Source organism: Brachybacterium sp. HMSC06H03, from assembly GCF_001807385.1.
GTDB lineage: Bacteria > Actinomycetota > Actinomycetes > Actinomycetales > Dermabacteraceae > Brachybacterium > Brachybacterium conglomeratum.
The window spans coordinates 1-21,577 of record NZ_KV788784.1; the positions used below are offsets into that span (position 1 = coordinate 1).

At 72.1% G+C, this 21,577-nt stretch carries 18 protein-coding genes and 1 pseudogene; 8 read left to right on the plus strand and 11 right to left on the minus strand.

The window, feature by feature from the left end; all coding sequences use genetic code 11:
• Positions 1–445: pseudogene (locus HMPREF3159_RS08485) on the plus strand (hypothetical protein); the annotation flags it as partial.
• A gap of 39 nt (positions 446–484) precedes the next feature.
• On the opposite strand, the gene HMPREF3159_RS08490 reads toward HMPREF3159_RS08485, so the two are convergent.
• Entirely contained in the window at positions 485–1,114 is a 630-nt protein-coding gene (locus tag HMPREF3159_RS08490) for a TetR/AcrR family transcriptional regulator (RefSeq protein WP_070500634.1), read from the minus strand.
• Between the two features lie 141 nt (positions 1,115–1,255).
• Between HMPREF3159_RS08490 and HMPREF3159_RS08495 the strand changes: the two genes are divergently transcribed.
• Both HMPREF3159_RS08495 and HMPREF3159_RS08500 read left to right on the plus strand, forming a co-directional pair.
• Positions 1,256–3,004, plus strand: coding sequence for an MDR family MFS transporter (locus HMPREF3159_RS08495; protein WP_070500635.1), 1,749 nt, complete (start codon positions 1,256–1,258; stop codon positions 3,002–3,004).
• A gap of 234 nt (positions 3,005–3,238) precedes the next feature.
• Entirely contained in the window at positions 3,239–4,336 is a 1,098-nt protein-coding gene (locus tag HMPREF3159_RS08500; protein ID WP_070500636.1) for a GNAT family N-acetyltransferase, read from the plus strand.
• Between the two features lie 31 nt (positions 4,337–4,367).
• On the opposite strand, the gene HMPREF3159_RS08505 is transcribed toward HMPREF3159_RS08500, so the two are convergent.
• The 5 genes from HMPREF3159_RS08505 to HMPREF3159_RS08525 all read right to left on the minus strand — a co-directional run bounded on the left by HMPREF3159_RS08505 (position 4,368) and on the right by HMPREF3159_RS08525 (position 9,515).
• Positions 4,368–4,628, minus strand: coding sequence for a hypothetical protein (locus HMPREF3159_RS08505; protein ID WP_029360636.1), 261 nt, complete (start codon positions 4,626–4,628; stop codon positions 4,368–4,370).
• The gene (locus HMPREF3159_RS08510; RefSeq protein WP_070500637.1) at positions 4,625–6,127 is read right to left on the minus strand and encodes an MFS transporter; all 1,503 of its coding nucleotides are present in this window, start codon (positions 6,125–6,127) and stop codon (positions 4,625–4,627) included. The genes HMPREF3159_RS08505 and HMPREF3159_RS08510 overlap by 4 nt, the downstream gene beginning before the upstream one ends.
• Before the next feature lie 258 nt (positions 6,128–6,385).
• Positions 6,386–7,993, minus strand: coding sequence for a glutamine-hydrolyzing GMP synthase (gene guaA / locus HMPREF3159_RS08515; protein ID WP_070500638.1), 1,608 nt, complete (start codon positions 7,991–7,993; stop codon positions 6,386–6,388).
• A 158-nt stretch (positions 7,994–8,151) separates the two neighbouring features.
• Positions 8,152–8,553, minus strand: a complete 402-nt coding sequence (locus tag HMPREF3159_RS08520; protein ID WP_141748140.1) for a DUF3817 domain-containing protein — start codon at positions 8,551–8,553, stop codon at positions 8,152–8,154.
• 2 nt (positions 8,554–8,555) lie between these two features.
• Positions 8,556–9,515, minus strand: coding sequence for an SURF1 family protein (locus HMPREF3159_RS08525; protein WP_070500647.1), 960 nt, complete (start codon positions 9,513–9,515; stop codon positions 8,556–8,558).
• Between the two features lie 244 nt (positions 9,516–9,759).
• Between HMPREF3159_RS08525 and pta the strand changes: the two genes are divergently transcribed.
• The 3 genes from pta to HMPREF3159_RS08540 all read left to right on the plus strand — a co-directional run bounded on the left by pta (position 9,760) and on the right by HMPREF3159_RS08540 (position 13,865).
• Complete coding sequence (pta, locus tag HMPREF3159_RS08530; protein ID WP_256374517.1) at positions 9,760–11,868, plus strand: phosphate acetyltransferase; 2,109 nt, start codon at positions 9,760–9,762, stop codon at positions 11,866–11,868.
• Positions 11,865–13,130: an acetate kinase gene (locus tag HMPREF3159_RS08535; RefSeq protein ID WP_141748141.1), complete on the plus strand. Its 1,266-nt coding sequence runs from the start codon at positions 11,865–11,867 to the stop codon at positions 13,128–13,130. The genes pta and HMPREF3159_RS08535 overlap by 4 nt, the downstream gene beginning before the upstream one ends.
• 165 nt (positions 13,131–13,295) lie before the next feature.
• Positions 13,296–13,865, plus strand: coding sequence for a hypothetical protein (locus HMPREF3159_RS08540; protein ID WP_141748142.1), 570 nt, complete (start codon positions 13,296–13,298; stop codon positions 13,863–13,865).
• A gap of 68 nt (positions 13,866–13,933) precedes the next feature.
• On the opposite strand, the gene HMPREF3159_RS08545 is transcribed toward HMPREF3159_RS08540, so the two are convergent.
• On the minus strand, positions 13,934–15,043 hold the full coding sequence (locus HMPREF3159_RS08545) for a GuaB3 family IMP dehydrogenase-related protein (RefSeq protein WP_010551200.1): 1,110 nt from the start codon (positions 15,041–15,043) through the stop codon (positions 13,934–13,936).
• Between the two features lie 71 nt (positions 15,044–15,114).
• On the minus strand, positions 15,115–15,825 hold the full coding sequence (locus HMPREF3159_RS08550) for an exonuclease domain-containing protein (RefSeq protein ID WP_010551199.1): 711 nt from the start codon (positions 15,823–15,825) through the stop codon (positions 15,115–15,117).
• Positions 15,826–15,946: 121 nt separating this feature from the next.
• Between HMPREF3159_RS08550 and HMPREF3159_RS08555 the strand changes: the two genes are divergently transcribed.
• Positions 15,947–16,384, plus strand: coding sequence for a VOC family protein (locus tag HMPREF3159_RS08555; RefSeq protein WP_070500642.1), 438 nt, complete (start codon positions 15,947–15,949; stop codon positions 16,382–16,384).
• Here the strand turns inward: HMPREF3159_RS08555 and guaB are convergent.
• The gene (guaB, locus tag HMPREF3159_RS08560) at positions 16,369–17,868 is read right to left on the minus strand and encodes an IMP dehydrogenase (protein WP_070500643.1); all 1,500 of its coding nucleotides are present in this window, start codon (positions 17,866–17,868) and stop codon (positions 16,369–16,371) included. The genes HMPREF3159_RS08555 and guaB overlap by 16 nt on opposite strands.
• A 201-nt stretch (positions 17,869–18,069) precedes the next feature.
• Between guaB and HMPREF3159_RS08565 the strand changes: the two genes are divergently transcribed.
• Positions 18,070–19,719, plus strand: a complete 1,650-nt coding sequence (locus HMPREF3159_RS08565) for an inorganic phosphate transporter (protein ID WP_070500644.1) — start codon at positions 18,070–18,072, stop codon at positions 19,717–19,719.
• A 101-nt stretch (positions 19,720–19,820) separates the two neighbouring features.
• Here HMPREF3159_RS08565 and HMPREF3159_RS08570 read toward each other — a convergent pair whose 3' ends face one another.
• Together HMPREF3159_RS08570 and HMPREF3159_RS08575 are read right to left on the minus strand one after the other, a co-directional pair.
• The gene (locus HMPREF3159_RS08570) at positions 19,821–20,591 is read right to left on the minus strand and encodes a hypothetical protein (protein WP_070500645.1); all 771 of its coding nucleotides are present in this window, start codon (positions 20,589–20,591) and stop codon (positions 19,821–19,823) included.
• Positions 20,592–20,607: 16 nt separating this feature from the next.
• The coding region (locus tag HMPREF3159_RS08575; RefSeq protein ID WP_371441705.1) for a pseudouridine synthase at positions 20,608–21,577 on the minus strand (970 nt) is incomplete at its 5' end.

Consider the following 21,577-nt stretch of genomic DNA (forward strand, 5'->3'; position numbering starts at 1 on the left):
AGGCCCTGCGCCGTCGGCAGGCGCCCCCCGCCGCTGGGTGCTCGGCACCCACATCCCGGCGCGCGGCCCGCTGGATCCCGCCGCGGTCGACGCCTCCTTCGACGCCGCGACCGCGTACTTCACGGAGCACTACCCCGAGCTCGGCGCGGGGCGCGGCGCGGAGGAGCCCGCGTTCGGCCATGAGTTCGTCTGCGACTCGTGGCTGCTGAGCGACCAGCTCGCCGAGATCACGGGTGAGGGCTCGAACCTCGCCCGCTTCGCCGCGCGCTGGGAGATGCTCGAGCGCTCCCGGATGGACGACGGGGCGCTCTTCTTCGTGTTCGGCCGTCGGCCCCCGGTCGACCTCGCCTCGCTCCCCCGCACCTCGCGCCTCGCGCGAGGGGTCGCAGAGCGACTCGAGGACGGGCGCGGCTGGACCGGCGGACTCGGCCGCTTGCTCCGCTGAGCCCTGCCCACCTCAGCCCGGGCTCGCGCGGCCTCCGGCTCAGATCTCGGTGCCCGACCCGTCGTAGAGAGTGAGCACCTGGTCGAAGGCGCGGACCGGGTCGATGCCGCGCCGCATGGAGATCGCGAACGCGCTGCGGGTCAGGGCGAAGCTCACCTGCACCAGGATCACCGCATGATCGCGGGCGAACTCGCCCTCGAGCGCCTCGGCGAGCTCCTCGACCAGCTCGGTCTGCATCGCCTGGAGGTTTCCGCTGGAGACCAGGTGCAGGCTCGGCTCCTGCTCCATGACCTGCTTCTTCAGCTCGCGCAGACCGCGGTCGACGGGGACGTTCGCAATCGCTTCGCGCATCATCGAGCGCATCGCCTCACGCGCCGGCATGACCAGGAGCTTCTCCCGCAACGAGGCGATCGCCTGTGCCCCCTCCCCGCCGTTGATCCCGAGGATCGCGGACTCCTTGGTCACCCAGTGGTTGAAGAAGGTGCGGGTGGAGACCCCGGCGCGCTCGGCGATCATCTGCGCCGTGACCGCCGAGAGTCCGTGCTCGACCACCAGCTCGAGGGCGGCGCGGTGCATCGCCATGCGGGTCTGGCGCTTCTTCTGCTCCCGCAGGCCGAGCTCCTCCGAGCCCGCGGGGTCATGGTCATCGGTCGTCTGCGCGGAAGTCACGCCGCCATCCTAGGTCCGACACATCACAAAATCTGCACTCGATGCAATAGTGCAGTCAATGCAACAGTTCTGTATCGTTGCCGAGTCACAGCCCGACGGGGTGCTGCCGCCGCTCCCCCACCGCTCACTCCCGAGGACCTCATGACTGCATCCACCACCCGGGCACCGCAGCCGGCCGCTGCGGAGCCCGCCTCCTTCACCGGCCTCGACCGCCAGGGCACGCTCGTCTTCGTCGGGCTCATGCTCGGCATGTTCGTCGCCTCCCTCTCCCAGACGGTCGTCGGCCCCGCCATGCCGCGCATCGTCGCCGAGCTCGGCGGCGTGGAGCACTACAACTGGATCGCGACCGCCGCGATGCTCGTCTCCGCCGTCGCGGTCCCCGTCGTCGGCAAGCTCTCCGACCTCTACGGTCGCCGCTGGTTCTACCTCGGCGGCCTCGCCGTGTTCATGATCGGCTCCGTGCTCGCCGGCCTCGCCCAGGGCTTCTGGTTCCTGGTCTTCGCCCGTGCCGTGCAGGGCCTGGGCATGGGCACCCTGATGCCGCTGAGCCAGACGATCATCGGCGACATCATCCCGCCCCGTCAGCGCGGGAAGTACCAGGGAATCATGGGCGCCGTCTTCGGCGTCACCTCGGTCGCCGGCCCGCTGATCGGCGGTGCGATCACCGACCACTTGGGCTGGCGCTGGGCCTTCTTCCTGACCCTCCCGCTCGGTGTGGTCGCCTTCGCCTTCATCCTGCGCTTCCTCCACCTGGAGAAGGCCCAGCAGCACGGCAGGGTCGACTACTGGGGCATCCTCACCCTCACCCCCGGGCTCGTGCTCGCGCTGCTGGCCACCACCTGGGGCGGCGGCGACTACGAGTGGGCCTCCCCCGTGATCCTGGGGATGTACGCGGTCGCCGCGCTGTTCCTCATCGCGTTCGTGGTGATCGAGACCCGGGTCGAGGAGCCGCTGCTGCCCCTGCACCTGCTGCTGCGCCCGATCGTTGCGCTCTCGGTCGCGGCTTCCTTCGCGATCGCCGTGGCGATGTTCGGCGCGATCATCTACATCCCCGTCTACGCGCAGGGCGTCATGGGCGTCTCCGCGACGAACTCCGGCATGATCCTCGTGCCGCAGTCGCTCGCGATGATCCTCACCTCGATCCTCGTGGGACTGCTGATCTCACGCACCGGCCGCTACCGCCCCTTCCTCATCCTGGGCGGCGTGGTGATGGTCGCGGGCTACCTGCTGCTGGCGAACCTCTCCTACGGGGACTCGCAGTGGCACCTGACCCTCGCGATGATCGTCATCGGCCTGGGGCTCGGCCTGTCGATGCAGGTCTACACGCTGGTCGTGCAGAACGCCGTCTCCCGCCGCGAGCTGGGCACCGCGACCGCCGCGATCCAGTTCTTCCGCAACATCGGCTCGACGGTGGGCACCGCCGTGCTCGGCACAGTGATGACCGCCTCGATGTCCACCGCGATCCCCGAGAAGATCGCGGCCCTGCCGCCCGAACAGCTCGCCGCGCTGCAGAGCACGGGCGGCGAGGTCGACACCAGCACCCTCGAGAACGCGGTGCTGGACCCCACCGCCCTCGCGAAGCTGCCCGAGTTCCTCGTGGACCCGGTGCGCGGCGGGCTGAGCGATGCGATGCACGACGTGTTCCTCACCGCGGTGCCCTTCGCGGTCCTCGCGCTGGTGCTCTCGCTGTTCATCAAGCACGTGCCCCTGCGTGAGACCGTCGAGAGCGCAGAGGACCTGGCCGCGGCCTCCGACGAACAGCTCGTCCCCACCACCACCGGGGCGCTCGCCGCGGTGGGTGCGGCCGAGTCCGTGACCGTCACCGGCGAGACCCGCACGGTCGATCCCGACGCCGACGCGCAGGACGGAGCGGAGCCCACCGCCCGCTGACCCGCGCCGTCGCCGCCCCGCGCGACGACGCATCGCGGCACCCCGCCGAGAGCACCGATTCCCCGCCCGGACCGGGCGGATCGGTGCTCTCGGCGTTCCCGGACCGGCATGCCGGCGGCCTGCTCCCCGCACGGCGCGGCGGGACCGGGGCTGCGACTGGACGCAGCGGCAGTCCCCCAGCATCAGCGCCCCGATGCCCGAATCCCTCCCGTCCCCGCGTGAAAAGATGGGCGGATGCTGCTCGTCGATCACTTCGCACCCACACTGCCCGCCGCCCTCGAGGGCCGACTCGCCACGCGACTGCCGCTCGCCTCGGACGTGGCCCCCGTGACCGCGCTGATCACGGCCGCGATGCGCCGCTACGACCCCGAGGCCGCGGTCGACGAGGCAGGACTGCGCTCGCGGATGGTGGGGCTGAAGTCGTGGGCCCGGCGGCAGGTCGTCGTCGTGCCCGCCGGCGCCGACGGCTCCCCCACCCTCGAGCTGCCGCCTCTGGCGTGGATCGCGCTCGAGGACCGCGCGAGCGGGCGCACGAACGTCCAGTTCGTCATCGCCGCCGACGCCCCCGCGCGGGAAGAGCTCGCCGCCTCGCTGCTGGACTGGGCGGTCGAGGTGGGCGGCTCCTTCGCCCGCGCCCGGGGCGTGGAGGCCACCAAGCTCACCACCGACGCGAACGCGCTGGACACCGACCGCGCCCACCTGCTCGAGGCGGCAGGCTACGAGATGGTCCGCTCCTGGCTGCACATGCGCCGCCCCGTCTCCCCCGAGGAGGCGACCTCACTGCCCACCCCGCGCGAGGGCACCCGGGTCCGGCGCGTGCACCGTCACGAGTTCGGCCTGCCGGTCGCCCAGGACGTCCGCACCGTGCACCGGATGCTCGAGGAGTCGTTCGCCGACCACTGGGGGTCCTACCGCGAGTCCTTCGCCGAGTTCGTCCAGCGCCTGATCGAGGCTCCGTACGAGGCCGACTGGGACCACTGGTGGATCGCGGAGATCGAGCGCGAGGGCCGATGGCTGCCGGCGGGTGGTCTCGTCGCCGCCCCGATCAAGGCCACCGCGACCCGCGGCGAGGGCACGTATCTGGAATACCTCGGGGTGCACCGCAGCGCCCGCGGGCACGGGATCGCGAAGTCCCTGCTGCGGGCCGCGCTGCGCGACGCCGCCGAGCGCGGGCGGACGTTCGTCGACCTCGAGGTGGACGAGGACTCCCCCACCGGCGCGGACCGGATCTATGCCTCGATGGGATGGGAGACCTACGAGCGGACCCACTCCTGGCATGCGACCGCGCCCTCGCATCCCTCGCGTCTGCTGGAGCCGCCGCCCTCGGCATGACCCGCCGGCGCACCGGACAGCACGGCGTCGGTCAGGCGCTGGGCCCGCCGCGCCCGCGCATCCACCGCCAGAGCCGCAGCGGGAACATACCCAGCAGCGGGGCGCGCTCACCGAGGCGGGCGTCACCGCGCCGGTCGAAGGCCGCGGCGAAGCGCTCCGCCTCGGCTGCGGTGTCGTAGCTCTTCGCGCCTCCGCCTTCTCCGCAGCCCCGCTCGCACTCCCAGCGCATCGTGCGACCTTCGGCGCGGAAGGCCGGCCGGTGGCCGAACACCAGGCACCCTACGGGCGTCATGCTCGATCACCCGTCCCTGCTTCGCCGCGCTCGCTGTCGCCGTCGCCGGGGCCTTCGCCCTCCTGCGCGGTGAGCGGGGTGGCGAGGTCCTCGAGCTCCTGCCCCTCGGCGCGGACGCCGAACACCAGCTCGGCGACGCCGCCGAGGGACATCACCGCCGCGGCGATCAGGAAGCCGATGGCCACCGGAATACGCTCCCCCGTGTCGATGAGGCTTCCGAACAGCAGCGGGCCGGCGATACCGCCGGCCGCGGTCCCGAGCGCGTAGAAGAAGGCGATCGCGAGCGCTCGCGTCTCCATCGGGAAGATCTCGCTCACCGTCAGATAGGCGGCGCTGGCGCCGGAGGAGGCCAGGAAGAACGTGATCACCAGCAGGATCATGAAGGCGGTGAGCCCGCCGGTCTGGCTGAGGAACACCCACGCCAGGGGCAGGGTCACCACGGCGCTGCCGAGATAGGCGAGGGTGATCATCGGTTTGCGGCCGACGCTGTCGAAGAAGTGTCCCAGGATCACCGGCCCGGCGAAGTTCGACAGCGCCCAGAAGATGATGAAGAGCGGGGCGAGCGACGCACCGACGTCGTAGAAGGACGAGAGCAGAACGCCGAGGTTGAAGGTGATGCCGTTGTAGAGGAACGCCTGTCCGAGGAACAGCGCCAGGCACAGGATCGAGCGCCGCGGGTACTTGCGGAACGCGACCGAGGCGATCTCGCGGAACGGGATCGCCTTGCGCTGACGGATCGTGAGCGAGCCCTCCGCCGCGGGCAGCTCCTCGCCCCGTTCCTCCTCGATGCCCTCCTCGATCCCGCGCACGATCCGTTCGGCCTCCTCCTCGCGGCCGTGGATGAACAGCCAGCGGGGGCTCTCCGGCACGTGGCGCCGCACGATCAGCACGCAGACGCCGAGGACCGCGCCGAAGCCGAAGGCCAGTCGCCATCCCAGATCGATGGGCAGCAGCACCGTGCTGAGCAGCACCAGCGACAGCGCGGAGCCCCCGGCCGAGCCCAGCCAGTAGGAGCCGTTGATGATCAGGTCGACCCGCCCACGCACCCTCGCGGGGATCAGCTCGTCGATCGCGGAGTTGATGGCCGCGTACTCGCCGCCGATCCCGGCGCCGGTCAGGAAGCGGCAGAGGAAGAAGTACCAGGGGGAGAAGGAGAAGGCCGTCGCCACGGTGGCCACGAGGTAGAGCACGAGCGTCCACAGGAAGAGCTTCTTGCGGCCCAGCCGGTCGGTGAGCTGGCCGAAGAAGAGCGCACCGAGGCAGGCGCCGACGATGTAGAGGGCACCCGCGACACCGATCTGGGCGGCGGAGATGTCCAGGCCGCTGCCGTCCTCGGTGAGCCGGGCGGCCACGTTGCCGACCATCGTCACCTCGAGGCCGTCGAGGATCCACACGCTGCCGAGCCCGATCACCACCCGCCAGTGGAAGCGGGACCAGGGCAGGCGGTCCAGCCTCGAGGGCACCTGCGTCGTGATCGTGTCGGTCCCGGCCTCGGCCATCGGTCCGCCCTTCTCTCTCGGGGATGTCGCGGGGCCGACGGAGGACGACCGCTCGGCGACGTCCGGGGAACGTAACCCTTCGCCGCCCGTCGCGGCAAGGCTCCTCCCCGCCGCTCGGTCGGGAACGGCCGATCGGTCGGGAACGTGCGTCGAGGGCCCGACGGCGGGACGACGACGGCGGAGGATCCGGTCCGGAGTCCCCCGCCGTCGTCGCTCCCCCTCTCCGCGCGGCCGCGACCGCGTCGGATCAGCGGGGGCTCACTCCCACTCGATCGTGCCCGGGGGCTTCGAGGTGATGTCGAGGGTGACGCGGTTGATCTCGGAGACCTCGTTGGTGATGCGGGTCGAGATGCGCGAGAGCACGTCGTAGGGCACCTTGGCCCAGTCCGCGGTCATCGCATCGTCGCTGGTGACGGGGCGCAGCACGACGGGGTGGCCGTAGGTGCGGCCGTCGCCCTGGACGCCCACCGAGCGCACGTCGGCCAGGAGCACGACGGGGCACTGCCAGATGGTGCGGTCCAGGCCCGCGGCGGTCAGCTCGGCGCGAGCGATCGCGTCGGCCGCGCGCAGGATGTCCAGGCGCTCCCTGGTGACCTCTCCGATGATGCGGATGCCGAGGCCGGGGCCCGGGAAGGGCTGGCGCCAGACGATCTCGTCGGGCAGGCCGAGCTCGGAGCCGACGGCGCGCACCTCGTCCTTGAACAGGGTCCGCAGCGGCTCGACCAGCTCGAAGGAGAGGTCCTCGGGCAGGCCGCCCACGTTGTGGTGGCTCTTGATGTTCGCCGCGCCCTCGCCGCCGCCGGACTCGACGACGTCGGGGTAGAGCGTGCCCTGGACGAGAAAGGCGGTGGACGCCTTCCCGACATGCGCCGAGTCGCCCTCGCCCTCGACGACGCCCTGCTCACGCAGGATCTCCGCCTGGGCCTGCTCGAAGGTGCGGATGAACTCGCGGCCGATGATCTTGCGCTTGGTCTCGGGGTCGGTGACGCCGGCGAGCGCGGTGAGGAACTGCTCCTCGGCATCGACCATGACGAGCTTCGCCCCGCCGGTGGAGGCGCCGAAGGCCTTCTCGATCTGCTCGGACTCGTCCTGGCGCATCAGGCCGTGGTTCACGTACACGCAGGTGAGGCGGTCGCCGATGGCGCGCTGCACGAGCGCCGCGGCGACGGCGGAGTCCACGCCGCCGGAGAGGCCGCAGATCGCGGTGCCCTCGCCCACCTGGGCGCGGATCCGCTCGACCTGCTCCTCGATGACGTTGCCGGTGGTCCAGGACGGCTCGATGCCCGCGCCGCGGTGGAGGAAGTTCTCCAGCACCTCCTGGCCGCGGTCGGAGTGGCCCACCTCGGGGTGCCACTGCACGCCGTAGAGCCGCTTCTCGCGGTTCTCGAAGGCGGCGACGGGGCTGGCGGCGGAGGTCGCGACGACCTCGAAGCCCTCGGGCGCCTCGGTGACGGAGTCGCCGTGGCTCATCCACACGTTCTGGTCGACGTCCTGGCCGGAGAGCAGCTCGGAGGAGGCGTCGAGGGCCTCGAGGCGGGTCGCGCCGTACTCACGCACGCCCGTCGGGGAGACGGTGCCGCCGGCCGCCGCGGCCATCGACTGGAAGCCGTAGCAGAGCCCGAGCACCGGCACGCCGGCCTCGAGCAGGGCCGGGTCCAGGCGGGGTGCCCCCTCGGTGTAGACGGAGCTCGGCCCGCCGGAGAGGATGATCGCGCGGGGATCCTTCGCGAGCATCTTCTCGACGGCCATCGAGTGCGGGACGATCTCGGAGTAGACCCGGGCCTCGCGCACGCGACGGGCGATGAGCTGTGCGTACTGGGCGCCGAAGTCGACGACGAGGACGGGGCGCTGGTCGGTGTCGGTCACAGGCGCGAGTCTACGTCGCGCCCGGGCCCCGGGGCGCCGCGGTCCGGCTCCCCCGAGGGCGAGCCTGCTCACGCCGGGCTCCGCTCCTCGAGCGCGGGCGCCGCACCGCGGGCCCGGTCGCGAAGGGTCCGGACGGGAAGGGTCCGGTCACCAGGCGGTCAGACCCGCTCCTGGTCCTGGATCGTGGGGCGTCGTGCGAGATCGGACTCGACGCGCTGCTGGGTCCAGCGCTCGCCGAAGAAGGACAGCACCGGGACGACGCCGAAGAACATCAGCAGCAGCATCCGCGGCAGGCCCCAGCGCATCTTCATCCACAGGTCGAAGCCGAGCACCACGTAGACCATGTAGATCAGGCCGTGGATCGGGGACCACACCGAGGAGACCTGCTCCCAGAACGGAGAGGTCGAGGTGAACCAGGCGTCGCCGCCGAAGACGACATAGCGCATGGTCATGATGCCCACGAGCACCAGCAGCGCGATCCCCTCCACGATGGAGGCCACGCGGAAGCGGGCGAAGGAGGTCCTGGCGGCGACTTCGTCGAGGGGGCGTTCTGCGGGCACGGTCACACGTCCTTGTCGGGGTTCTGCTGGGGGGCGGGGCGGGAGCTCGGGGCGACGCCCGAGGGGGCGAGTCCGGCGGCGTGGTCCGCGCCGGCGGTGCGGTCGGCGGCGGCCCGGTCGGCGGGGGCCGCACCGGAGTTCTGGTCGGGACCGGCCGACGGCCCGGGGCGCGGCCCGTCGTCGGAGGCCTCGGCGAGCAGCCTCTCGACCTCCTCGCGGCGGTCGTCGAGCTCGTCGCGATAGGCGGTGCGCACCGAGCGCCACCACAGGTACAGGAAGAACACGCCGAACGCCACCCACTGGAAGGAGTAGCCGATGTTCTGCCAGTCCAGACCGCGGGAGAACTGGGACTCCGCGGCGGGCAGCGCCGAGAGCGGGGCCTCGGCCTCGTCGAGTGAGAGATAGCCGGCGTACATGGGCGAGCCCCACTCGTTGACCAGCAGCGGGGTCGCGATCTCCCGCGCCACCCCGTCGACGACGCCGCCGGAGGCGGACTCGCTCGCCTCCAGGCGTCCGGAGAGGTGGACCTCCCCCGCCGGCGTGGCGGGGGCGAGGGAGGGATCGAGCATGCCGTCCTCGCCGGTCACGTCCTCGGCGGGCAGCCAGCCGCGGGCCACGGGCAGGCGGGCCTCGGTACCGTCCTCGAGCTCGACCAGGAAGGCGGTCACCACGATCACGGCGTCCTCCCCCTCGATCTTGCGGCCGGGGACGAGGACCTGCTCGCCGGCGGCGAAGCGTCCGTCGGCCGTGACGATGTCGCCGACCATCTCGTTGGTGACGGCGTCGCCGACGCCGACCACCTCGCGGATGTCCCCGATCTGCTGGGGGCCGTCGGCCTTGTCGGTCAGCGCGCGGTGGGCGCGGTCCCACTGCCATCCGGCGAGGAGACCGCACACGATCGTCGCCACGATCATCAGGGCGAGCAGCCCGAGGAATCGGGGGCGGAGGGCGACGCGGAGCATGGCCACCATGGTACGAGCCGGCGCCCGGACGGGACCTGGAGAGGGACCTCGATCACGTCCGGGTGAACGGGCGACCGGGCCCAGGCCGCCCCACCTGCACCGTTGGGGTCCCCGTCGTCTCGAACCGTCGTCTCGGCGCGGTGCGCGGCGGCCCGTCGGCCGCTCCCCCGTACCCGAGCCGACGGCTCCCGGCCGGGACTCCCGGCCCCGTGCCACGGGAGGGCCGCGCGCCTATGCTGGGGTCGTGTCGCAGAGTGTGTATATCGCCAGCCCGGAGGGGATGACCGGCAAGTCGATGGTGGCTTTCGGTCTGCTCGAAGCCCTCGCCTCCCGATCCGATCGTGTCGGGGTGTTCCGCCCCGTCGTGCGCTCGACGTCCACGCGCGACTACGCCGTGGACCTGCTCATCCGCCACCCCGCCGTCGACCAGGACTACGAGGACGCGATCGGGGTGGACCACGAGCTGGTCCTGTCCGATCCGGATGCCGCCCACGAGCGGATCCTCGCCCGCCATCGCGAACTCGCCGAGCGCTACAGCGTGCTGGTCGTGCTCGGCTCGGACTACGACGACCTCGCCAACCCCACCGAGCTCGCCTTCAACGCCGAGGTCGCCGCCAACATGGGCGCGCCGGTGGTGGTGGTGCTCTCGGGGCTGGACCGCAGCCCGGACCAGATCGGGGCGCTCGCAGCGGTCGCCGTCGGCGAGTTCGGCGGTCACCATGCGATGCCGCTGGCCGTCATCGTCAACCGTGCCGAGGCCGCGTCCCTCGACGCCGTGCGCGAGGCCGTCTCGGCGAAGGTGCCCGGTGCGCTGGTCTCCGCGATCCCGGAGAACCCGGTGATCCTGGCGCCGACGGTGCAGGAGCTGAAGGACGCGGTGGACGGCTCGCTGCTGATGGGCAATCCCGAGTGGCTCGAGCGCGTCTCCGTGGGCACGGTCATCGCGGCGATGAGCCTGCCCAACGTGCTCACCCGCCTCACCGAGAACTGCACGGTGATCGCCCCCGGCGACCGCTACGACCTGCTGCCCGGGCTCGTCATGGCGCAGCAGTCGGGCACCTTCCCCGCGCTCTCCTCGATCGTGCTCACGGGCGGCTATCAGGTGCCCGAGGAGGTGGACCGCCTCATCTCGGGCGTGCAGCAGGACCTGCCGATCATCACCTCGGAGCTGTCCACCTTCGACACCGCGGTGCGGATCGCCCGCTCCCGCGGCCGGCTCAGCGCCGCGAGCGCGCAGAAGCTCGACGCGGCGCGCCGCGCGGTCGCCGAGCACCTGCCCACCGAGGAGCTGCTCTCCGCCCTCGAGGTGACCCGCAGCGAAGTGGTCACCCCGATGATGTTCGAGTTCGAGCTGCTGGCCCGCGCCCGCGGGGAGAAGAAGACGATCGTCCTGCCCGAGGGCGAGGACGAGCGGATCCTCGCCGCGGCCGAGTCGATCCTCGCCCGCGGCGTCGCGGACCTGGTGCTGCTCGGCGAGGAGAACACGATCCGCGCCAAGGCCTCCCAGCTCGGCCACGACATCTCCGAGGCGCGCGTGGTCTCCCCGCACGATCCGGAGCACGTCGAACGCTTCGCGGAGGAGTACGCCAGGCTGCGCGCCAAGAAGGGCGTGACCCTCGAGCAGGCCCGCTCGACGGTCCAGGACGTCTCCTACTTCGGCACGATGATGGTGCAGATGGGCGAGGCCGACGGGATGGTCTCCGGCGCGGTCCACTCCACCGCCCACACGATCCGCCCGTCCTTCGAGATCATCAAGACCAGGCCCGGCGCGAAGATCGTCTCCTCGGTGTTCCTGATGGCGCTCGAGGACCGGGTGCTGGTCTACGGCGACTGCGCCGTGAACCCCGACCCCACCGCCGAGCAGCTCGCCGACATCGCGGTGCAGTCCGCGGCCACCGCCACGCAGTTCGGCGTGGACCCGCGGATCGCAATGCTCTCCTACTCCACCGGCACCTCGGGCAGCGGCGCCGACGTGGACAAGGTGCGCGAGGCGACCGAGCTGGTGCGCTCCACCGACCCGTCGCTCGACGTGGAGGGTCCGATCCAGTACGACGCCGCGGTGGACGCCTCGGTCGCCAAGACCAAGCTGCCGGACTCCTCGGTCGCGGGCCGGGCGACGGTGTTCGTCTTCCCCGATCTCAACACCGGCAACAACACCTACAAGGCCGTGCAGCGCTCGGCCGGCGCGATCGCGATCGGCCCCGTCCTGCAGGGCCTGAACAAGCCGGTCAACGACCTCTCCCGCGGAGCGCTCGTGGACGACATCATCAACACCGTCGTGATCACCGCGATCCAGGCCCAGGCGGCCGACGCGGAGAACGCCTCGACGGAGCCGGCGAAGGAGAAGCCATGACCACCTCCGCCCATGCCTCCTCCGACAGCGCCGAGCACCCCCGGACGATCCCGGACGCCGCGACGGTGCTCGTGCTGAACTCGGGCTCCTCCTCGCTGAAGTTCCAGCTGCTGGACCCGACCGCGGAGGAGGTCTTCGCCTCCGGGATCGTCGAGCGGATCGGCCTGGACAAGGGCGTCGCGCGGCTGGAGACGGGCTCGGTCACCCAGCCTTTCTCGGGCGAGGTGCCGAACCACGTCGTGGCCATGGAAGTGGTCATGCGGCTGTTCGAGCAGGCGGGTCTCTCCCTCGAGGAGGCGAACGTGGTCGCGGTCGGCCACCGCGTGGTGCAGGGCGGGGCGCGCTTCGCGGCCCCGAAGCTCATCGACTCCTGGGTGCGGGACCAGATCAAGGACCTCGGCGCGCTCGCGCCGTTGCACAACCCCGCGGCGGTCGACGGGATCGACGCGGCCCGCAAGCTGTTCCCCGCGATCCCGCACGTGGCCGTGTTCGACACCGCCTTCTTCACCTCTTTGCCGGACGCGGCGCGCACCTATGCGCTGAACAAGCAGATCGCCGACGAGTACCGGATCCGCCGCTACGGCGCCCACGGCACCAGCCACCGCTACGTCTCCGAGCAGGTCACCGCGCACTTCGCCGCGCGGGGCGTGGACCCCTCCGCGCTGCGCCAGATCGTGCTCCACCTCGGCAACGGCGCCTCCGCCTCGGCGGTGCGCGGCGGCGAGCCGGTGGAGACCTCCATGGGGCTCACCCCGCTCGAGGGCCTCGTGATGGGCACCCGCACCGGGGACATAGACCCGGCCGTGTACGCCCACCTCTCCCGCAGCGCGGGGATGGACATCGACGAGATCGACACCCTGCTGAACAAGCGCTCCGGCATGCAGGGGCTGTGCGGGATGAGCGACTTCCGCGACATCACCGCCGCGATCCGCGACGGGAACCAGGACGCGGAGCTGGCGATGCAGGTGTACGTGCACCGGCTGCGCAAGTACGTCGGCTCCTACGCCTTCGTGCTCGGCGGCCTCGACGCGATCACCTTCACCGCCGGCATCGGCGAGAACGTGCCGGAGGTGCGCGAGCGCGTGCTCTCCGGTCTCGAGGGCTTCGGGATCCGTCTGGACCCTGCGCGCAACGCCGAGCGCGTCAAGGGCGTCCGGGTCATCTCGGCCGACGACTCGCCGGTGACGGTGCTGATCGTCCCCACCGACGAGGAGCTCGCGATCGCGCAGCAGGCGCTGGAGGTCGCGCGCTCGAAGCGCTGAGCAGGTCGACGCACTGGCAGGGCCGCGCGCGCCGGGAACGGCGCCTGCGTCTGCGCACGCCGGGCACGTCCGCGCCGCCCTTCTCGCGGTCGGCGGCGGCGTCCCGGACCCTCCTGACCTCCGACTATCCTGAGCTCGCACCGCACGCGTCCTGAGGGGGAACCGATGACCTATCCGCCTGCCTACGGCCCTGCCCACAGCTATGCCCCGGCTCCGCGACGTCGCCGGCGTGGAGTGAAGCGCACGGTCTTCGGCGCGCTCGGGCTGGTCGCCAACGCGGTCGGGCTCGTCGTGATGCCGATCGTCGCGGCGTTCATCGGCGGTGCGATGATCTACGCCGGGAGCTCCGAGATGACGCCGCTGGACCCTTCCGGGGACACCTTCGAGGCCTCCTCCTGGTCCATGTACACGATCGCCGCGCCTGCGGACGACCATGGCACGACGACCTGCGAGATCGAGGGCGCGGACATCTCCGTCTCACCCTCCGACGCCCAGGACGTCTCGATGGGGAGCGTGGATGGCGAGCCCTACTACGACCTCTACGACGTGCAGGTGTTCGGCGATCAGGAGGTGAGCGTGACCTGCACCGGGGGTGAGGCCATCGCCCTGTGGGACGCGGGGATGGGAGGCCTCCTTGTGAGCCTGGGGATCGGCGTGCTCCTTCCCGTGGCCCTCGGCCTCATCGCGCTGGTGATGACGATCTGGGGGATCATCGCACTGGTGCGCTCGGCCTGAGACCCCGGGTCGGGGGCCCGGGATCGGAGAACTCGCTCGCCGCGGGAGCTGCCATCCCCGTCGTCGTCTCAGACGGTGGTGACGACCTCGACCCGCTGGAACTCCTTGAGGTCGAGATAGCCGGTGGTCGCCATCGCGTGGCGCAGCGCGCCGACGAGGTTGGTGGTGCCGTCGGCGGAGATCGACGGGCCGAAGAGGATCTGCTCGAGCGGAGCGACGGTCCCGACGGGGACGCGGTGGCCGCGGGTGAGCGTGGGGTGGTGCGCCTCGCTGCCCCAGTGGTGGCCGCGGCCGGGCGCCTCCTCGGCGCGGGCCAGGGCCGCACCGACCATCAGGCCATCGGCGCCGCAGGCGATCGCTTTGACCAGGTCGCCGCTGCGGCCCAGGCCGCCATCGGCGATGACGTGCACGTAGCGGCCGCCGGACTCGTCCATGTAGTCGCGTCGGGCGGCGGCGACGTCGGCGACGGCGCTGGCGAGCGGGACCTGGATGCCGAGGGTCTCGCGGGTGGTCTGCGAGGCGCCGCCGCCGAAGCCGACGAGCACGCCCGCGGCGCCGGTGCGCATCAGGTGCAGGGCCGCGGTGTAGGTCGCGCAGCCGCCGACGATGACGGGGACGTCGAGCTCGTAGATGAACCGCTTGAGGTTCAGCGGCTCACGGCCGGTGGAGACGTGCTCGGCGGAGACGGTGGTGCCACGGATGAAGAAGAGGTCCACGCCCGCGTCGACGACCGTCTTCCAGTGCTCCTGGGTGCGCTGCGGGGAGAGGGAGCCGGCCGCGGTCACGCCCGCGTCGCGCAGCTGCTGGATGCGGTCGCGGATCAGCTCGGGCTTGATCGGTTCCTCGTAGACTCTGCGCATCACCTCGACCACGCCCTCCTCGGAGGCGGCGGCGATCCGGTCGAACTGCGCGGAGGGGTCCTCGTAGCGGGTCCACAGCCCCTCGAGATCCAGCACGCCGAGTCCGCCGTGCTCGCCGAGCGCGATCGCGGTCTCCGGGGACATCAGGGAGTCCATCGGGGCGGCGAAGATCGGGATGTCGAAGTGGTAGGCGTCCACCTGCCAGGCGGTGGAGACGTCCTCCGGGTCCCGGGTGCGTCGGGAGGGGACCACCGCCACGTCGTCGAAGCTGTAGCTGCGGCGTCCCCGCTTGTTGCGGCCGATCTCGATCTCGCTCATCACACGGGGAGTCTACCGATCCCGGGGACCGCGGCGGGCCGGCCGCCGGGGAGGGACGCCGCCCCGGATCGTCACAGCGGCCAGGCGGTGTTCACGTCCGGGGTCCTGCCCTTCTTCGTGAGCCACTCGTTCATGCCCTCGGCCCAGCGCCCATGCCAGCCCACCTGCTCGCGGTGGAGCTCCGCGAGGGCGGAGGAGGCGACCTGCGGGTACTTCGCGGCGATCGCGCGGACCACGTCCAGGGTGGCGGAGACGTCGACGTCGGCGGTGTGGAGGCGACCGTCCTGCTCGAGGCCGTAGTGGGCGAGGACGTCGGTGAGGGTGCGCTTGCCCTTGCGGTAGCGGTCCACGCCGCGGTCGATGACGAGCCCGTCGATCACGGGCGCGATGTCGTGGCCGAGCCGCTGGACGAGCGTGGGCAGCCCCAGGCGGGTCAGCTCGTTCTCGAGGATCGCCAGGTCGAAGCCGATGTTGAAGGCGACCAGCGGCACGTCCTTCCCGAGCGCTTCGACGATCATGCCCGCGACCTCGTCGAGCGCCTCGGCGGGCTGCATGCCGTGCTCGCGGGCGTGCTCGGTGCTGATCCCGTGCACGCGCTGGGCGGGCTCGGGGATCTCCACCCCCGGGTCGATCAGCCACGTCGCGACGGTCTCGTTCTCGCGCCCGGGGCCGACGGAGTGCACGAGCGCGACCGTGACGATCCGGTCCCGCTCGACGTTCGTGCCGGTGGTCTCGGTGTCGAAGCCCAGCAGCGGGGCGTCGATCCAGGAGGGGGTGCTCATGCCCTCAAGACTAGAGCCCGTCGCCCACGGCTCGCCCCGCACGGCGGGTGCTGTGGACGCGAGAGCCATGGGGAGGAATGATCACGGGGCACGCCCCGCTTCCCGACCTCGAGGAGACCCGATGCCCGCTCCCGCCCTGTACCTGCACCTGCCCGGCACCGCCGCCGAGGCGCTCGAGTTCTACCAGGGGGTCTTCGGCGGGGAGACCTCCGCGGCGACCTACGCCGAGTTCGAGCGGACCGACGGGCCCGGCTCCGCGATCGCCCACGGCATGCTGCGCGGCGCGGTGGACCTGTACGTCTCCGACGCCGGCGAGGCCGACGAGCCCTTCGCCGCGCGCGGCCTCATGGTCGCGCTGCTCGGGGCCGCCGATCCCACCACGCTGCGCACCTGGTTCGCGGAGCTCGCCGAGGGCGGCGAGGTCCTCGATCCGCTGCAGCGCCGGGCCTGGGGCGCCTCCGACGGGCAGGTCCGCGACCGCTTCGGGGTGCGCTGGCTGATCGGCTACGAGCACGGCACCGATCCGTCAGCGCAGGCCCTGACTCAGCGCGAGGAGTAGTTCGGGGCCTCCATGATCGCGGCCATGTCGTGGGGGTGGGACTCCTTGAGCCCGGCCGCGGTGATGCGCACGAACTTCCCGCGCTCCTTCAGCTCGGGCACGGTGTTCGCGCCGACGTAGAACATCGACTGGTGCAGCCCGCCGATGAGCTGGTGGACGACGGAGCCGAGTTGCCCCTTGTAGGAGACGCGGCCCTCGATGCCCTCGGGGACGATCTTGTCGTCGCTGGGGACGTCGGCCTGGAAGTAGCGGTCCTTGGAGAAGGACTTCTTGCCGCGCGAGGACATCGCGCCGAGCGAGCCCATGCCGCGATAGGCCTTGTACTGCTTGCCGCCGACGAGCACGACCTCGCCCGGGGACTCCTCGGTGCCGGCCAGCAGGGAGCCGACCATGACGGTGTCGGCGCCGGCGACGAGCGCCTTGGCGATGTCGCCGGAGTACTGCAGGCCGCCGTCGCCGATCAGCGGCACGCCCGCGGGGCCGCAGGCCTTGGCGGCCTCGTGGATCGCGGTGACCTGCGGGACGCCGACGCCGGCGACCACGCGGGTGGTGCAGATGGAGCCGGGGCCCACGCCGACCTTGACCGCGTCGGCGCCCGCGTCGACGAGCGCCTGTGCGCCCTCGCGGGTGGCGACGTTGCCGCCGATGATCTGGACGTCGGCGAAGCAGGGGTCGTTCTTCAGGGTGCGGATCATCTCCAGCGCCAGGCGGGCGTGGCCGTTGGCGGTGTCGACGACGAGCACGTCGACGCCGGCGTCGCGCAGCTGGCCGGCGCGCTCGAGGGAATCGCCGAAGAAGCCGACGCCCGCGCCCACGAGGAGGCGGCCCTGGCTGTCCTTGGAGGCGTCGGGGAACTGCTCGGACTTCACGAAGTCCTTCACGGTGATCAGCCCGGTCAGGCGGCCCTCGGCGTCGATCAGCGGGAGGCGCTCGCGCTTGTTCCTGCGCAGCAGGGCGGTGGCCTGCTCGGGGGTGACGTCCTCCGGGGCGGTGAACAGCTCGGTGGTCATCACGTCGGCGACGCGGGTGGTGGACCACTCGGCGACGGGGATGAAGCGCAGGTCGCGGTTGGTGCAGATGCCCAGCAGGCGCTGGCCCTGGTCGACGACAGGGAGGCCGGAGACCCGGAACTGGCCGCACAGGGCGTCGAAGTCCTCGAGGGTCGCCTCGGGGCCGATCGTGACGGGGTTCGTGATGCGGCCGGTCTGGGTGCGCTTGACGAGGTCGACCTGGTGGGCCTGGTCCTCGATGGAGAGGTTGCGGTGGAGGATGCCGATGCCGCCGTGGCGGGCCATCGCGATCGCCATCCGCGACTCGGTCACGGTGTCCATCGCGGCGCTGGCGAGGGGGAGCTTGAGGGTGATCTCCCTGGTGAGCCGGGAGGAGGTGTCCGCCTCGGAGGGGATCACGTCGGTCTCCCCGGGAAGCAGCAGGACGTCGTCGTAGGTCAGGCCGATGAAACCGAAGGGATCCGCGCTCGTCATGCAGAAATGCTACGTCCCGGAGAACCGGGGCGGGCAGGCCGTCCGACGTGGGAACGGCCACGTCCGCGACCCGGCCCCACCCCGGGAGTTCACCCCGATGTCACCACGCGGACACTTCTGGGCCTAGAGTGGCCGCGGCGCGCGAGGGCCGTCCGGCTCCCGCGCCCCTCCCCCGCCCCTCCTCACCCCGGGAACGCGACGATGGCACGCACCTCCGCCCAGGACTCGACCGACGCCCCCGTGACCAAGGGCTTCCTCGGTCCCGACCGCAACTGGCACGTCGGTGCCGGGCTGATGACACTCGCGACCGTGGTCGCGTTCACGATCTGGGCCTTCACCCACACCGGCACCGACATCAACGCCTTCCTGCTGATCCTCGCGATCGCGTTCGGGCTGTTCATGGCGTTCAACATCGGCGGCAACGACGTCGCGAACTCCTTCGGCACGAGCGTCGGCGCCGGCACCCTGACCATGAAGCAGGCCCTCGTCGTCGCGGCGGTCTTCGAGGTCTCCGGCGCCGTGCTCGCCGGCGGCTCCGTCACCGAGACCGTGCGCAGCGGCATCGTGGACCTCGAGGGGATGGCGATCGACCCGCTCGCCTTCGCGCTGATCATGATGTCGGCCCTGCTGGGCGCCGCGGTGTGGCTGCTGCTGGCGACCAGGATGGGCTGGCCGGTCTCCACCACGCACGCGATCATCGGCGGCATCGTCGGCGCGGCGGTGACCACCGGCCTGGTCACGGGCACCGGCGGCTTCGCCATGGTGCAGTGGGGTGAGATCGGGAAGATCGCCGTGTCCTGGATCCTCTCCCCTCTGCTGGGCGGCATCGCCTCCTTCCTCCTGTTCGGGGCGATCAAGCGCCGGATCCTCGCCCCCGCCGCCCGCGCGATCGCGCTCGGCTCCCGCGGCTACGACGACGCGGAGGACGACGAGGACGACGACGATGAGGAAGACGACGCGGACGAGTCGTGGCAGCGTCACGTGCCCGCCTCCGAGCGCATGACCGAGCTGCAGCAGTCCGCCTTCGCCGAGTCCGCGGCGCTGGACCTCACCCCGGGCGGTCCCGGCGCCGAGCTCATCGAGGCCTCCGCGGATCTGACCAAGAAGCAGCGCAAGGCGGCCCGCAAGGTGGAGCGCAAGGCCGCCTACCACGCCCTGGAGAAGCGGGTCCCGCCGCTGGCCGCCGGCGCCGCGATGCTGCTGGCCGCGATGCTGGTGTTCAAGGGCCTGGACAACGTGGGACTGAACATCTCCGTCGGCGGCGGCGTGCTGATGCTGGTCATGCTCGCGCTCGGGGTGTGGATGGCGACGACGATCTTCGCGCGCGCCCTGAAGAAGCAGTCGATCTCGCGCGCCACCTTCATCATGTTCAGCTGGATGCAGGTGTTCACCGCCTGCGCCTTCGCCTTCTCCCATGGCGCCAACGACATCGCCAACGCGATCGGCCCCTTCGTGGCGGTCCTCGACGTGCTGAAGACCGGGCAGATCGGCGCGGAGGCCGCGGTGCCCACCGCCGCCCTGATCGCCTTCGGCATCGCGCTGGTCTCGGGGCTGTGGTTCGTGGGCCGCAAGGTGATCCACACCGTCGGCACCGGCCTGACCGCGATGCACCCCTCCTCCGGCTTCGCCGCGGAGCTGGCGGCGGCGACGATCGTGCTGCTCGCCTCGGTGCTGGGCCTGCCCGTCTCCTCCACGCACATCCTGATCGGCGCGGTGCTCGGCGTCGGCATCGTCAACCACGCCGCGAACTGGCGGCTCATGCGGCCGATCTTCCTCGCCTGGGTCATCACCCTGCCCGCCGCCGCAGGCATCGGCGCGGCGGTCGTGCTGGTGCTGCGCGCGATGTTCTGAGGCCCCTGCCTCCGCTGCGCACCGCCCGCAGCCCGCCGACGCGGCTCCTGCGCCCCGCACCCCGGCCGCGTCCTCCAGGACGCCGCCGGGGTGCGGTCGTCTCAGGGGCGCGGATCGCCGTCCCGGGGCTCCTCCCGCCCGCCGAGCACCCGTCGCACCCGGTCGAACTCGGCCTGGAAGACGGCCTCGTCGTGCGCGTACTCCTCCCGCCAGGGCATGCCGAGGCGGGCGGCGAGCTCACGATGCGCCGCCTCGACGCGGCCGCGCCGCTCCTCGTGCACGAGCACCTCGCGCGGCGGCGCCGGACGGAACCCCGCCGCGGTCTGCAGGACGCGCAGCCCGTCGAAGGAGGCGGCGTCCCAGCCGATCTCCGGAACGACCCACTGCCGCACCTGCTCCTCCCCCGGCGCGCGCACACCGATCAGCCCGAGACTGCCGCGCACCGCCTCCCCCACCGCGTACTCGACCTCGCCGAGCGCCGCGCGGTCGCGGGTGCGCAGGCCCTTGCGCAGGCGCAGGGTCCGTGACTGCTCGTCGAGGAGCACGACGGTGCGAGTCAGCAGCAGCGGCACCAGCGCCCACAGCGCGAACAGGGCCCAGAGGGCGAGCGCGCCGAGCAGCAGCTGCGTCCCGGCGGGGGCGAGCAGCTGCTCGAGCAGCCCGTCGTGCCCGTCCCGGAGCCGGGAGATCCGCCACTGCTGGAACCCCGCGCCGGCGAAGGGGCTCAGCAGCAGGGAGACCAGCGGCAGTCCGATCAGCGCACCGGGCAGGTAGCGGCCGCGGACCGAGGGGCCGACGAGCACCTCGCCGCTGCGGGTGCGCCGCGGGGCGGGGACAGTCGCGGCGGGGTCCGCGGGCGGGGTCGTGCTCACGGTGACCAGCGTACGGTCAGGTGCCTGGGGGCTCGCCCGGGGCGAGGCCCCCGAGCACCCGCCCGCTGCGGAACTCCCTCGCCTGCCCGGTCACCGGATCGGTGAAGGAGAGCGAGCGGGCCAGCAGCTGGAGCGGCCCGGCCGGCTCCGGGGAGGGCTCGGGGTAGAGGTCCTCCCCGGCGATCGGGGCGCCGCGGGAGGAGAGCTGGAGGCGCAGCTGATGCGTCCGTCCGGTGCGGGGACGCAGCCCCAGCAGCAGCGCCCTGCCCTCCGCGGGGCCCTCCCCCTCGGTGTCGCCCGCCGCGAGCACCTCGAGCTCGGTGTGCGCGTTCGGCGCGCCGGGCACGATCCTCGCAGTGAGCTCCCCGCGGCGCTTATCCAGCCGGTCCGCGAGCTCGGCCCGCTCCCCGACTCCCCGCGGCAGCGTGCACCCGGGGCCGGGCAGGACGAGCGCCTCGTAGCGCTTGTCGACCTCGCGCTTCGCGAAGAGCTGCTGATAGGCGCTGCGCTCCTCGGGACGCACGCCGAAGGCGAGCACCCCGGCGGTGCGACGGTCCAGGCGGTGCAGCGGCACCAGCTGCTCGATCCCCGTGTCGCGGCGCAGGCGGACCAGGGCGCTGGCGAGAACGTGGGCGCCGCGCGGCATGGTCGCCACGTCATGGGGCTTGTCGATCACCAGCAGGTGCTCGTCGTGGAAGAGGATCGGCAGAGGCTCGGCCGGCACCTCCTCAGCGCGCAGCTCGCGGTGGAACCACAGCTCGTCGCCGCCGACGACGGGGTCGTCGGCCGCCCATGCACGTCCGCGGGCGTCGACCACCTCCCCCGCGGCGAAGCGATCGGCCAGCGGCGTGGCGGCCGGGTCCGCGAGGGCGGGGAAGCGTGCCAGGAGCATCGAGGCCGCCGGTCCGACGGGGGCGTCCCCCGGCACGAGCCAGCGCACCGCGTCCAGACCGTCCCGCTGCGGCAGCGGGGGCGGGAGCCGACGG